General features: G+C 54.2%; 13 protein-coding genes. 8 read left to right on the forward strand and 5 right to left on the reverse strand.

The features are described from left to right. Positions 1 to 18 precede the first annotated feature (18 nt). The 3 genes from SH248x_RS08060 (at position 19) to SH248x_RS08070 (ending at position 2,177) form a co-directional block, all read left to right on the forward strand. Entirely contained in the window at positions 19 to 912 is an 894-nt protein-coding gene (locus tag SH248x_RS08060; protein ID WP_459558018.1) for a metallophosphoesterase family protein, read from the forward strand. 99 nt (positions 913 to 1,011) lie between these two features. Further along, complete coding sequence (locus tag SH248x_RS08065) at positions 1,012 to 1,800, forward strand: SDR family NAD(P)-dependent oxidoreductase (RefSeq protein ID WP_459558019.1); 789 nt, start codon at positions 1,012 to 1,014, stop codon at positions 1,798 to 1,800. A gap of 74 nt (positions 1,801 to 1,874) precedes the next feature. After that, on the forward strand, positions 1,875 to 2,177 hold the full coding sequence (locus tag SH248x_RS08070) for a hypothetical protein (RefSeq protein WP_459558020.1): 303 nt from the start codon (positions 1,875 to 1,877) through the stop codon (positions 2,175 to 2,177). A 30-nt stretch (positions 2,178 to 2,207) separates the two neighbouring features. On the opposite strand, the gene SH248x_RS08075 is transcribed toward SH248x_RS08070, so the two are convergent. The 3 genes from SH248x_RS08075 to lysS form a co-directional block, all read right to left on the reverse strand. Beyond that, positions 2,208 to 2,747, reverse strand: a complete 540-nt coding sequence (locus SH248x_RS08075) for a Swt1 family HEPN domain-containing protein (RefSeq protein ID WP_459558021.1) — start codon at positions 2,745 to 2,747, stop codon at positions 2,208 to 2,210. 31 nt (positions 2,748 to 2,778) lie between these two features. Beyond that, positions 2,779 to 3,429 (reverse strand): DUF5343 domain-containing protein, encoded by a 651-nt coding sequence (locus SH248x_RS08080; RefSeq protein WP_459558022.1) that lies wholly within the window; start codon positions 3,427 to 3,429, stop codon positions 2,779 to 2,781. A 209-nt stretch (positions 3,430 to 3,638) separates the two neighbouring features. Beyond that, positions 3,639 to 5,147: a lysine--tRNA ligase gene (gene lysS / locus SH248x_RS08085; protein WP_459558023.1), complete on the reverse strand. Its 1,509-nt coding sequence runs from the start codon at positions 5,145 to 5,147 to the stop codon at positions 3,639 to 3,641. A gap of 208 nt (positions 5,148 to 5,355) precedes the next feature. Between lysS and SH248x_RS08090 the strand changes: the two genes are divergently transcribed. The 4 genes from SH248x_RS08090 (at position 5,356) to SH248x_RS08105 (ending at position 10,219) form a co-directional block, all read left to right on the forward strand. Then, positions 5,356 to 6,756 (forward strand): 3' terminal RNA ribose 2'-O-methyltransferase Hen1, encoded by a 1,401-nt coding sequence (locus SH248x_RS08090; RefSeq protein WP_459558024.1) that lies wholly within the window; start codon positions 5,356 to 5,358, stop codon positions 6,754 to 6,756. A 32-nt stretch (positions 6,757 to 6,788) separates the two neighbouring features. Next, positions 6,789 to 9,389, forward strand: coding sequence for a polynucleotide kinase-phosphatase (locus tag SH248x_RS08095; protein ID WP_459558025.1), 2,601 nt, complete (start codon positions 6,789 to 6,791; stop codon positions 9,387 to 9,389). 130 nt (positions 9,390 to 9,519) lie between these two features. Then, entirely contained in the window at positions 9,520 to 9,873 is a 354-nt protein-coding gene (locus SH248x_RS08100) for a DUF2089 family protein (protein WP_459558026.1), read from the forward strand. After that, complete coding sequence (locus SH248x_RS08105) at positions 9,866 to 10,219, forward strand: hypothetical protein (RefSeq protein ID WP_459558027.1); 354 nt, start codon at positions 9,866 to 9,868, stop codon at positions 10,217 to 10,219. Before SH248x_RS08100 ends, SH248x_RS08105 begins: the two co-directional genes overlap by 8 nt. A 264-nt stretch (positions 10,220 to 10,483) precedes the next feature. Here the strand turns inward: SH248x_RS08105 and nrdR are convergent, their stop codons facing one another. Together nrdR and SH248x_RS08115 are read right to left on the reverse strand one after the other, a co-directional pair. Continuing rightward, positions 10,484 to 10,948: a transcriptional regulator NrdR gene (gene nrdR / locus SH248x_RS08110; RefSeq protein ID WP_459558028.1), complete on the reverse strand. Its 465-nt coding sequence runs from the start codon at positions 10,946 to 10,948 to the stop codon at positions 10,484 to 10,486. A gap of 141 nt (positions 10,949 to 11,089) precedes the next feature. Next, a complete protein-coding gene (locus tag SH248x_RS08115) occupies positions 11,090 to 11,317 on the reverse strand; it encodes a hypothetical protein (protein WP_459558029.1) in 228 nt (75 codons plus the stop codon). Between the two features lie 296 nt (positions 11,318 to 11,613). Between SH248x_RS08115 and SH248x_RS08120 the strand changes: the two genes are divergently transcribed. Continuing rightward, positions 11,614 to 12,612, forward strand: coding sequence for an NAD(P)H-dependent glycerol-3-phosphate dehydrogenase (locus tag SH248x_RS08120; RefSeq protein WP_459558030.1), 999 nt, complete (start codon positions 11,614 to 11,616; stop codon positions 12,610 to 12,612). Positions 12,613 to 12,624: the final 12 nt, after the last annotated feature.

Raw genomic sequence — 12,624 nt, forward strand, 5'->3', positions numbered from 1 at the left:
CATCGTTGAAGGCGTGTCATGGATTTTCACGATTGTCATAGCTTTAGCCGACGCGCATTTCTTCGAAACGGGGCATTGTTCTTAACGGCCGCCGCTTCGACACGATGGGGTTACGCTGGATTGAATCACCAGGAACCCTTGCGAATTGGATTAGTTACCGATCTGCATTATGCGGATAAAGCTCCTGCGGGAACGCGGCATTATCGCGAGACACTTTCGAAGTTGGCAGATGCGGCGAAGACGTTTGCGGAAGCCAAGCCTGCGTTTGTCGTGGAGTTGGGTGATCTGATCGATGCGGCAGATTCAGTTGAGGTGGAGCTGGCGTATCTGAAGACAATCAATGACCAGTTCTCGCAGTTGAGCGAAGACCGGCATTGTGTGCTGGGGAATCATTGCGTCGACACGTTGACGAAGGAAGAGTTTCTGGGTGGTGTCGGGCAGGAAAAGTCTTATTACTCGTTTGACCGCGGAGGCGTGCACTTCGTTCTTCTTGATGCCTGCTTTCGAAGTGATGGGCAGCCGTATGGCCGGAAGAAATCGCATTGGACGGATGCGAATATCCCGGACGTCGAACTGGAATGGTTGAAACAGGATTTGACACAGACTGACAAACCGGTGATCGTCTTTGCTCATCAGCGCCTGGATGAGAGTCCGAAGCATAGTGTGAAGAATGCTGCCCGCGTTCGTGAAGTTCTGGAGCAGTCGAAGAAGGTGATGGCAGTCTTCCAGGGGCACAGCCATCAGAATGACTATCAGGAAATCAACGACATTCATTACTGCACGCTGGTCGCCATGGTCGAGGGGTCTGGAGTGGAGAGTAACGGGTATTCGGTGCTGGAAGTCAAGCCGATGGAGAGGATGCTGGTGGTGAGCGGGTTTCGGATGCAGAAGAGTTATGAGTGGGTACGGTGAGGGGACGTCTGACGACTATTTGTCGTGTAAGGATTGACGGGCGTCGGCGACACCCGTGAGGATTGAGACTGCTAACTCTTAAAGAAACGGAATACGACAATGGACCTGCAACTCAACGGACAGACGGCATTAGTGACGGCTTCTTCGGGTGGGATCGGGCTGGAGATCGCCGTCTCGCTGGCTCGGGAAGGGGCGGAGGTGATTGTTAACGGGCGGAGCGAAAGCAGCGTTGCCAAGGGGATTGAGGCGATCCGGAATGTGGTGGCGGATGCGAAATTGAAGGGGCTGGCAGCGGATAATGGGACGGTCGAAGGAGCGGAGAAGACGATCAGGGAGATCCCCTCGGTCGATATTCTGGTCAATAACCTGGGGATCTACGAGGCGTCCGACTTTTTCCAGACGAGCGATGCCCAGTGGCAGAAGCTGTTTGATGTCAACATCATGAGTGGCGTGCGTTTGAGTCGGCATTACCTGAAGGGGATGCTGGAGAGGAATCGCGGGCGGGTCATCTTTATTTCGAGTGAGTCGGGGATCAATCCTGCTCCCGAGATGGCGCATTACAGTGCTACGAAGACGATGCAGCTGGCGATCTCACGCGCCCTTGCGGAAATGACCAAGGGGACGAAGGTCACGGTCAATTCGGTACTGCCGGGCTCGACCAAGACGGAGGGAGTTGAAGAATTCATCGGCCAAGTCTTCCCTGGGCTCAAAGGGGAAGAAGCGGAGAAGAAGTTCGTCGCGGAAAACCGTCCGACATCGCTGATCGCGCGTCTGATCAATCCAAAGGAGATCGGGGACGTGGTTGCGTTTGTAAGCAGTCCGTTAGCGTCGGCGATCAATGGGGCAGCGGTGCGGGTTGATGGGGGGATTGTGAGGAATATCTATTGATCGTCAAGACTTTTCGTTAGACTCGCAAGTGCGAACAAAGAGGATCGTGTTTTTCGTTGCGAGGAGAATCGGAATTGAAAACGTTGCATTGGCTGATGGCGGGGGGTGGTTGTATTGTAGGCAGCGTCGTGATCGGCGTCTGCATGATGCTGTTCTGGCTGGGACAGATTCGCTCGCTCGGTCCGGGATCGGACCCGTTTGCCGCTTTCGGAATCGTGATCGTGTGCGCGGCGCTCGCGAATCTGCTGCTTTTTGGCGGAATCGTGTTGCTGGTGATTGGGTTTATTCAGATGGCGAAGGAGCCGAGGAGAGGGAGCGACGGCCAAACAATAAGAGCGCGCTTAAGTCCAAAGACTTTTTCAACACAAAGAAAATAATACGGGAAACAAACTACCACTTTACGATAATCAAAGTCCAATAACCCTGTTCCAGTCCGATATGTACATGTAGATTCTCTGAAACTCGGACGGAAGCAACATACGATTATGCGCAATAAAGTTGCGAGACTTTTCCAATTCATCCATTCTTTGCTTTAGCCAGTGTTGAGAGGGAATAACAATCTGAAAGTGCACCCATTTGTCAATTATAATTGTGGTCAACATCCCAAAGTCGATAAAACCAAGAATATCACTTTTCTCGCCCTCTAGCCAAGTGTCACCAAACGCTGTTTTTTGACGTCCCTCTGCAAACTTTCTTGCTGCAGTAGGCAACGTGTCTGCCCAATTCAGTCCCTCTTTCTCTTCAAGTGTTTCCCGAATGAAACCCCTGATTTCATTCTCAAAACAGTGAAGGACTGCATACAATCGCGCCATCTCAAGCGCTTGATTGCGACGAGATACACTAAATGGAGCTAGGGCTTCTGTTAATAAAGCCTCTTCTGTCGCAGTTGCGTTTGCACCTACTTGGATACCAGCGCTTTGGAATATTTTCGCTTCAGATTCAAACATGAGGCCCCTGAAGAGAAAGTCTCGAATATCTTTAGATCTCAATTAAATGGTCTTTCAGTGATTTAAAGATTGCATTGTAAACTTCAACATCTTTAGTAGCTGGTAAATGGATTTGTATATTGTAATGGAGACCAGGTGCATGCAGTATTGGCTTACGTTGCTCGAAAGCGCCTCCATTACTTTGACCATCATCTTCGACTGGATGCTCTTTCTTTTTTGTTTTCAGTGATTCGGAACCGATCACGAAACTCTCGTTGCCATCTTTGCTGAGTTCAGCTAATGCAAGCAGTGCGAAGAATGTTTTCGACATTAATGCGGCTACATTGTCGCTAACGTTATGGTAGCTTTTGAACTTCCCCTGGATAGCCTGTTTATCTGCCTCAGTTGGGTGCTCCTTAATCAGGAATAAGTCACTATAACTCTGACGAAGCGCCTTACCCATCACGCTCTTTGAGCGTGAGTGATCACGATAGTCGTGGTAGAGTGACGTCGGCATACCATCCGGAGACAAAAAACCCAGCGCTTTCAAAAGTGGAATGAAGGCGCGATCATTGGATGAAGAAAATCCCCAGTCCTTCAACAACTGCTGCGAAAACTGATCTGGAGCTTGACCATCCCTTATTTTCGCAAAAAGGTCAGGAATACGACTTACTGCAACGGAATATGCGTTTATAAGTCCCATCGATTTTCTTCAGTTCACTAATAACCACAGTCCAAGAACATTTGTATCGAGTCTGACAAAATAACATTTACGAGTCAACCAATGTGAACATTCCGAACACAGCTCACTCTACGCGTCAAAACAACTTTCGATCGGTTTGTTCTGCAATACCAAGCAGGCTTGTCGTGAAAAGTCTCACCTGTCCCACTCATGTGACCACGTCGCTACCTTCAATTCTCCGGCTTCATCAACGGAAAATAAATCACATCCCGAATCGTCTTGCTGTTCGTCAGTAGCATGACTAGACGGTCAATCCCGATCCCCAATCCCCCCGCCGGTGGCATGCCGACTTTCAGGGCGTAGACGAATTCGTGGTCCATCTTCGCCATGGAGTCTTCTTCGGCCTGGCCGTCCAGTTGGGTTTTGAAGAGTTGTTCCTGGAGTCTGGGGTCGTTGAGTTCGGTGTAGGCGTTGGCGAGTTCCATGCCTTTGACGTAGAGTTCGAAGCGTTCGGCGATCGTTGGGTCGTTCTGCTTACGCTTGGTGAGGGGGCAGATGGAGGCGGGGTAGTCGATGACGAAGACGGGGCCTTCGAGGGAGTCTTCGACCAGTTCTTCGAAGAGCTTATTGACGATGACGTCGATGTGGACGTTGTCTGTCTGGATGTGCTTGGTCTTGGCGAGTTCGATGACCTTCTCGTGGTCAGCCATCGGGAAGCCCGCGGCGGCTTCGAAGAGGTCAGCGTATTTTTTGCGCGGCCACGGGGAGGTGAAGTCGATGGTTTCGTCGCCCCATGGGAGAATTAATCGCTCGGGGGCGTCTGGCGTAGATGAAGACACAGGGGACTGACGTCCCCCGCTCGCCTTTAGGACGGCGCGGACGGCGTCGGTGACGATGGCTTCGGTGAGGTCCATCATTGTTTCGTAGTTGCCGTAGGACTGGTAGATTTCGATCATCGTGAATTCGGGATTGTGGGTCGCGTCGATGCCTTCGTTACGGAAGACGCGGCCGATTTCATAGACGCGTTCGACGCCGCCGACCATGAGCCGTTTGAGGTGCAGCTCAAGGGCAATCCGCATGTAAAGCTGGATGTCGAGGGCGTTGTGATGCGTGATGAAGGGACGAGCAGCGGCGCCGCCGGCGATGGCATGGAGGACCGGGGTTTCGACTTCGACGAACCTGTTGCCACGCAGCGTCTGTCGGACGGAATCGATGATCGATGATCGCAGCAGCATGCGGTCGAGAACGCCATCGCTGTAGATCAAATCGAGGTAGCGGTGACGCAGCAGGGTCTCGACGTCATCGACGCCGTGATACTTCTCCGGCGGCGGGGCGATCGACTTGGTCAAAATGGTCAGCTTCTTGACGTAGACGGAAATCTCGCCCGTCTTCGTCTTACGCAGGAGACCATCGACGCCGACGATATCCGCCAGATCGAGCGTCTTGACGAGGGCCCATTGCTCGTCGCCGAGTTCGTTCTTGGAGATCATGAGCTGGATGTTTCCAGTCATGTCTTTGATGTTGACGAACCAGAGCTTGCCGGTGTCCCGCTTGAGCATAATGCGCCCTGCGACGCGGACCTCTTCACCATCGATGCCGTTTTCTTCTGGACAGAGCGGGCGGACTTCTGCGATCGGGCGATGACCATCGAAACGCTGGCCGTAAGGATCGTGGCCCAGATCGATGATGCTCTGAAGTTTTTCGACGCGGAAGGTTTCGAGACGGTTTTGTTCGGACATTTGCTCAGACTTTAGCCACAGAGATGACACAGGAAGATAAAGAGGGATGTTAACGCAAAGAAACGAAGGCGCAAAGGATGACAGGGGATCGGGTTTGATGTTCGCGCCGATGGAAATGAGTGAACCGATTGAGGTTGGTTGTGTCTGAGGGACGAGATACAGTGATGTGAAATGAAGTTCAGGCGTTGGCCAGTCGGGGGGAGGAAAGATGTTGTTGACGATCAGCGCGGTGCATGAGCGGGCGGGGGAGTTGGGGTTTTTGCTGCATAAGCACCCGGGGAAGGTGCAGGAGTTTGAGCTGTCGTTTGGGAAGGCGCATGTCTTTTACCCGGAGGCGAGTGATGCGCGGGCTTCGGCGTGTCTGATGCTTGACGTTGATCCGGTCGCGATGATGCGAGAGAAGCGTCGGGATCAGGTGTTTGGGCTGGATCAGTACGTCAACGATCGGCCGTATGTGGCGTCGTCTTTGATGAGCGTGGCGATTTCTCAGGTCTATGGATCTGCGATGAATGGGCGATGCAAGGATCGTCCGGAACTCGTGACGATGGAATGGCCGCTGTCGGCGAGGATTGACGTCCTGGGGGTTCGGGGCGGGCTTGAGTGGCTGGAGAAAGTCTTTCTGCCGCTGGGGTATGAGTTGGCGGTGGAGCGACGTGTGCTGGATGAGCAATTTCCGGAGTGGGGGGAGAGTCCGTACTTCTCAGTGACGCTGTCCAAGGTGACGACGCTGTCAATGCTGCTGACGCATCTGTATGTCCTCATTCCGATCTTCGACAATCAGAAGCATTATTATGTCGGGGAAGATGAAATCGACAAGCTGCTTGCGAAAGGGGCAGGGTGGTTGTCGACACATCCGGAGAAGGAGTTCATCACGCGTCGTTATCTGAAGTACCGCGCGTCGTTGTACACGGAGGCGCTGGCACGACTGGTGCCGGAAGTGAGCGAGGAAGCTGTCGTCGAAGAGGAGACTGTCACGCAGGTCGCTGAAGTGACTCTGGAGACGCCCCTGAGTTTGAACGATCAGCGCCATGGTGCGGTGCTGGCGGCTCTCAAGGGGACGGGCGGGACTCGTGTGCTGGACCTGGGATGCGGCGAGGGAAAGCTGCTGCGTGAGCTGATGAAGGAGAAGCAGTTTGAGGAGATCATCGGGATGGACGTTTCGATCCGGACTCTCGAGATCGCTTCACGGCGTCTGAAGCTCGACAAGCTGACCGATCGACAGGCTTCACGCATCAAGCTGTTGCATGGGTCGCTGATCTATCGTGATCGGCGACTGGAAGGCTTCGATGCGGCTGCTCTGGTCGAAGTGATCGAGCACCTCGACCCGGCTCGTCTGGCGGCATTGGAACGAGTTGTCTTTGAGTTTGCCCGCCCGGGAACGGTCGTCGTGACGACGCCGAATCGGGAGTACAACGTCATGTGGGAAACGCTGCCGGCGGGTCAGTTTCGACACTCCGATCACCGCTTCGAATGGACGCGGGCCGAGTTTGAGGAGTGGGCGTTGCGGGTGGCGGAGAAGACGGGGTATCGCGTGCGGTTTGCGGAGATCGGACCGGTGGAGGAAGGGATTGGGTCGCCGACGCAGATGGGGATATTCGAGAAGGGATGAAGTAGGAAGGATGAAGGATGAGAGGAGACCTAATGAAGATTGAGATTCCGAAGTTGTCGTTGGTAGTACTCGTCGGTTGTAGCGGGGCGGGGAAGAGTACGTTTGCGCGCCGGCATTTTTTGCAGACGGAAGTTGTTTCGTCTGATTTCTGTCGTGGGCTGGTGAGTGATGATGAGAATGATCAGACGGCTTCGAAGGATGCGTTTGAGATTTTGCATGCCATCGCCGGGAAGCGTCTGGAACGAGGGCGACTGACGGTCATTGATGCGACGAACGTGCAGCCGGAGGCGCGTCGTCCTCTGGTGCAGCTGGCACGGGAGCATGACTGCCTGCCAGTTGCGATCGTGCTGAACCTGCCGGAGGATGTCTGTCATGAGCGAAACAAAGAGCGTCCGGATCGTCAGTTCGGGCCTCATGTGATCCGTCAGCAGCATTCTCAACTGCGGCGTTCATTGCGCGGCCTGAAAGAGGAGGGGTTTCGACACGTCTTCACGCTGCGTAGTCTGGAGCAGATTGACGCTGCAGTCATTGAACGGGTTCCGCTCTGGAATGACCGACGGGATGAGCATGGGCCGTTCGATATCATCGGCGACGTGCATGGGTGTTGTGATGAACTGGAAGAACTGCTGGGACAGCTTGGTTACGTCCAAGAGACTCGCGAAACAGTTGATCCGCTGTGGGGCGATGTTACGTACCGACATCCAGCAGGGCGCAAGGCGGTCTTCGTCGGTGATCTCGTTGATCGTGGTCCTCGCAGTCTAGATGTCGTCCGAATTGCCCGGAACATGATTCAGGATGGAACGGCTCTGTGTGTCCCGGGGAATCATGACATCAAGTTCATGCGCAAGCTGCAGGGACGCAATGTCCAGATGACGCATGGCCTGGCGAATACGATGGCGGGGGTCGATGCGCTGGAACCTTCGGTGAAAGAGCCGTTCTGTAAGGCGATGGCGAAGTTCATTGACGGGCTGGTGAGTCATTACGTTCTGGATAATGGTCGCCTCGTCGTCGCGCATGCGGGGATGAAGGAGAAGTACCAAGGACGTGGCTCTGGCCGGGTGCGGGAGTTTGCGCTGTATGGCGAGACGACAGGAGAGACCGATGAGTTTGGACTGCCTGTGCGGTTCAACTGGGCGACGGAATATCGTGGGGACGCGATGGTCGTCTATGGCCACACACCGGTCCCGGAAGCGGAGTGGCTCAACGGGACGGTCGATATCGATACCGGCTGCGTCTTTGGTGGCAAGCTGACGGCGCTGCGTTACCCCGAGCGAGAGTTTATCTCGGTCAAAGCGAAGGAAACGTACTGTCAACCCGCGAAGCCATTTCTGCCTGGGAGTGAACCGGGTCCGCTCTCGGCTCAGCACGTCCATGATGATCTACTTGATCTCGACGATGTTCGTGGGAAGCGGATCATCTCGACGCGTCTGATGGCGAATTTGACCGTCCGCGAAGAGAACGCGACGGCCGCGCTGGAGGTCATGAGTCGATTCGCGGCGAACCCGAAGTGGCTGATTTACCTGCCGCCGACGATGTCGCCGACAGAGACGTCGTCGCTGGAAGGACTGCTGGAGCATCCAAGCGAAGCGTTTACGTACTTCCGCAATCAGGGGGTGCCGCGTGTCATCTGTGAAGAGAAGCACATGGGATCTCGCGCGGTGGTGGTGCTGTGTCGTGATGCACTGGCGGCTCGTCAGCGGTTTGGGGTGATGGAAGGTGAGCGCGGCATCGTTTATACACGAACCGGGCGACGCTTCTTCCATGATCCCATTCTGGAGGCAGCCTTTCTCGATCGCCTAGGAACCGCCTGCGACCGTGCCGGCTTCTGGGATCGCTTTGAAACGACCTGGGGGTGTTTTGATTGCGAGCTGATGCCCTGGTCTGCGAAGGCTCAGGAGCTGTTGAAGACGCAGTACGCCGCCGTCGGGTCCGCCGGGACTTTGGCTCTGGATGCTGCGATGACTTCGCTTCTGCAGGGGGGATCACGCCTGGAGGGTGACGCACGCGAGAAGATTGATGCACTGGCGAACCGCTTTGGACAACGTCAGCAATCGCTCGGCAAGTTTGTCGACGCTTACCGTCGTTACTGCTGGTCTGTCGAGTCACTCGATGATTTGAAGCTGGCCCCGTTTCACTTGTTGGCGACGGAAGGAAAGGTTCACACGCACCAATCTCATGTGTGGCATCTGGAGATGCTGGCAGAGATCTGTCGGCATGATGAGTCGATGCTGCTGGCGACAAAGTCGCTGGTCGTTGACGTGACGGATTTGGAGAGTCTGGAGTCTGGGATCACCTGGTGGAACGAGTTGACCTCTCGCGGTGGGGAAGGGATGGTTGTCAAGCCGATTGACTGGATTCAACGCGGGAAGAAGGGGCTCGTTCAGCCTGCCGTGAAGTGTCGCGGAAAGGAATATCTTCGCATTATCTACAGCCCTGATTATGACTCGGCGGAGAATCTGCCTCGACTGCGGTCACGCGGGCTGGGGCACAAGCGGTCGCTGGCTTTGCGGGAGTTTGCGCTCGGGATTGAAGGGCTGGAGCGGTTTGCTCGCAGGGAGCCGTTGCGCCGGGTGCATGAATGTGTGTTTGGGGTCTTGGCACTGGAGAGTGAGCCAGTGGATCCGCGGTTGTAAAGGAGATTACTTCTTTTTTCTACGGAGGCGATGGTGATTCATCTCACTGCCGCCTTTTTTTATTGGCGGTGTTTCGACTTTCACATTATTTAGATTGACTTCAACAAAACAGAAGTTAAATAATACTCAAATGAGCTTTCACTTTCTTGAACATGGTTCATCAACTCACAATGATAGCCCCAGCCTGCCGACCTGGGTCAACGTATTGGAAGAAGAAGACTGGAATTTCCTCAAACGCCTCTTGCTTGCCTCCGGATCGCTGAAGGAAGTTGCGAGCCAGTATGGCGTTTCTTATCCCACAGTCCGCATCCGCCTCGATCGTCTGATTGCGAAAGTGAAAGCGGTCGAAGCACAACCGCATGGTGATCGCTTCAGCCAGTATGTTGCTTCGCTATTGGGTGAAGGAACGATTTCTAAATCGACCGCCAAGCGTCTTCTGTCTGAACACCGAAAATCACTACCGAAAGAAACAAACGATGATTGATCCCTGGTTTGATCCGATTCAGTATTCTTATCTTCCCGGTACGATCTTCGGAACGACAATCGGACTCTGGGGAGCGTTTATGGGATGTCTCTGCGGATATCGAACATTGTTTGCATGGCTGTTTATTTCGGGATGCCTGTTGCTGGCAGCTTCCATCGTTCTGCTGATTCTCGGCATCATTGCACTGACAACGGGACAGCCTTATGGCATCTGGTATGCCCTTTTATTGCCGGGAATACAGGGATCACTCATGCTGCCGTTTTTCCTTTGGATGCTGCGTTCGCGACGGCAACATATTGAACTGTATGCGATGATGGCTGAGGATCTGCGAGACGTTTCGAGATAGCGGATGAAAATTATCAAGCCTTTTGTTTGAGACAGCAATCTAGCGTCGTCTTCCCGTAGCTGGTCTACGTTCTATCAGTTGATTTTGAAGAATGTCTGTGCAGTCGAGCTTCCTGTAAAAAGCTTGCGAGATCGAAGTCCTCAAACTCGGATTCGCTTGCCTCAAGACTTGGCTGCAACTGCTCAAAAAGGTTCTGCCAGCGTCGCTGTTCTTCAGCTTCGTCATCAGTCGAGCGCATCAAAAAAGCCCTCACCCCATTCGCTTCTACCGCTCCTGCGCCGACTGCTTCAACATCGGCCCCAGCTCCTCAACGAAGTCATTGACGTCTTTGAACTCCCGATACACCGACGCAAATCGCACAAACGCCACTTGATCAAGTTTCTTCAACGCGTTGAAAACAGCTTCGCCAATATAAACCGACGGGACTTCGCGTTCGAAGTTTTCATACAGGTCGGCTTCGACCTGGGCGACGATGCGGTCGATCTGTTCTTCGGAGATCGGGCGTTTGTAGCAAGCCTTTTCCAGGCCGTAGCGGATTTTCTCTCGGTCGAAGGGAACGCGAGAACCGTCTTTCTTGACGACTCGGAGTGGCGATTCTTCGATCTTCTCGCGCGTCGTGAAGCGTCGCTCGCAGCTGAGGCATTCCCGACGACGGCGGATCTCGTAGGGTTGACTGACACGCGAGTCAATCACCTTGGTCTCGCCGGTCTGACAGAATGGACACATCATCTGGGGGATCACTCCGAGGTCGACAACGCCTGATTGTGGAAATTAAAAACGACACCGTCCATCAGATGGAGGTGTCGTTAGTGTACGTTGGGGCCGGAAGTTTGGCTAGACCGGGAGCAAAAGGATCACTCTGAGACAGCTTTACTTATGGTAGCCGAGCTTCGAGATGACGCTGTGAAGTTCAGCATAGGTAATGAATCGACGTCGGTTCTGCAGCTTGTACTGGTCGATGGCTTCGGCCATTTCGCGGATGTCAGGGTGAGACGATTCGTGTGAATCGCGGAACTGGCGTCGTTCTGGACCACCATACTCATCACCACGAGCGCGACGATCGACGAAAGCTGCATTTGAACCGATGAGTTGAGACATGATTGGCTCCGAAGGATAGTAGGCCCGAGTCGATCGTCTTGATCAATCAGTTGCACAGATTCGGCTGAAGAAGATGACAGGACCGAATGGCAACCACTGCAAACCTAGGTCACAAATGCCTGCTGTCAAATAGAAATCCCCGGCGTTTTCCGGGCTGATCGTGAGGAATATGCAGGGACGTGGCGAATCCTCATGATCCAGACGACGATAGGGTTGGCAAACAGGTGATGATTCGTGATGATCGTGGTCGTTCCCGTTGGTTGAGTCTGTTTGTTACGTAAAAAAGGTCTGAGTGGATGGCGACGAAAGTAGCGATTTTGGGTGGTGGCGCGATGGCGACAGCGATCTCAGCGGTCCTGGCTGAGAAGCCGGACGTCGATATCTCGCTGTGGACCCGCAGCCCGGAAGTCGCCCGCGAGATGACCGACCTGCGAGAAAACAAACGCCTGCTGCCGGGGATACGCATTCCGTCGCGCGTCGAGATTTCTGCGGATTTCGAGAAGGTCGTCGCCGGTTCGGAACTGCTGGTCGTCGCGATTCCGTCCGCCTTTCTGCGATCAACGTTAGATGAATATAAGAATGTTCTGACGGAAGATCGCCCGGTTGTCAGTGTCGTCAAGGGCCTGGAAAACGGAACCTTCTTGCGACCGAGCGAAATCATCTCCGATGTTCTGGGACAACGGGCCATCGTCTCGTTGAGCGGCCCATCGCATGCCGAGGAGGTCGCGAGAAGACTTCCCGCAAGCGTCGTCGCAGGCTGTGGCGACCTGACACTCGCCAAACGCGTGCAGTCACTGTTTTCGACGGATCGGTTCCGCGTTTATACGAACCTGGATCTGATCGGCGTCGAGCTTGGGGGCGCGTTGAAGAACGTCATCGCCATCGCTGCGGGGATCTGCGATGGGTTTCAATACGGCGACAACGCCAAATCCGCCCTCATCACGCGCGGTCAGGTCGAAATGACACGTTTTGGAGTCGCCTTCGGAGCAGAGTTCAAAACCTTCTACGGTCTGTCCGGCATGGGCGATCTGATGACGACCTGTTTCAGCAAATTCAGTCGCAATCGCATGGTCGGTCATCTGCTGGGGGAAGGCAAATCGCTCGAAGCGATTCTGACCAACATGAAAGGCGTTGCAGAAGGAGTCACCTCGGCAAGAGCTGTCTCAGAAGTCGCTGACAAGCAGGGAATCGACATGCCGATCACCCGGGAAGTCTACAACGTCCTCTTCCACGGCAAAACACCGGAAGCAGCGACCGACTCGCTGATGTCTCGCCCGATTCAGTCGGAAGATTGATGACTTAATCCG

Origin of the sequence: Lacunimicrobium album, from assembly GCF_052161635.1 — a bacterium.
GTDB lineage: Bacteria > Planctomycetota > Planctomycetia > Planctomycetales > Planctomycetaceae > SXPC01.

Coding starts and splice junctions, on each gene's coding strand:
- SH248x_RS08095 (WP_459558025.1), top strand. CDS start 6,789: ATGAAGATTGAGATTCCGAAGTTGTCGTTGGTAGTACTCGTCGGTTGT.
- SH248x_RS08105 (WP_459558027.1), top strand. CDS start 9,866: ATGATTGATCCCTGGTTTGATCCGATTCAGTATTCTTATCTTCCCGGT.
- SH248x_RS08075 (WP_459558021.1), bottom strand. CDS start 2,747: ATGTTTGAATCTGAAGCGAAAATATTCCAAAGCGCTGGTATCCAAGTA.
- SH248x_RS08100 (WP_459558026.1), top strand. CDS start 9,520: ATGAGCTTTCACTTTCTTGAACATGGTTCATCAACTCACAATGATAGC.
- lysS (WP_459558023.1), bottom strand. CDS start 5,147: ATGTCCGAACAAAACCGTCTCGAAACCTTCCGCGTCGAAAAACTTCAG.
- SH248x_RS08080 (WP_459558022.1), bottom strand. CDS start 3,429: ATGGGACTTATAAACGCATATTCCGTTGCAGTAAGTCGTATTCCTGAC.
- nrdR (WP_459558028.1), bottom strand. CDS start 10,948: ATGATGTGTCCATTCTGTCAGACCGGCGAGACCAAGGTGATTGACTCG.
- SH248x_RS08115 (WP_459558029.1), bottom strand. CDS start 11,317: ATGTCTCAACTCATCGGTTCAAATGCAGCTTTCGTCGATCGTCGCGCT.
- SH248x_RS08090 (WP_459558024.1), top strand. CDS start 5,356: ATGTTGTTGACGATCAGCGCGGTGCATGAGCGGGCGGGGGAGTTGGGG.
- SH248x_RS08065 (WP_459558019.1), top strand. CDS start 1,012: ATGGACCTGCAACTCAACGGACAGACGGCATTAGTGACGGCTTCTTCG.
- SH248x_RS08060 (WP_459558018.1), top strand. CDS start 19: ATGGATTTTCACGATTGTCATAGCTTTAGCCGACGCGCATTTCTTCGA.
- SH248x_RS08120 (WP_459558030.1), top strand. CDS start 11,614: ATGGCGACGAAAGTAGCGATTTTGGGTGGTGGCGCGATGGCGACAGCG.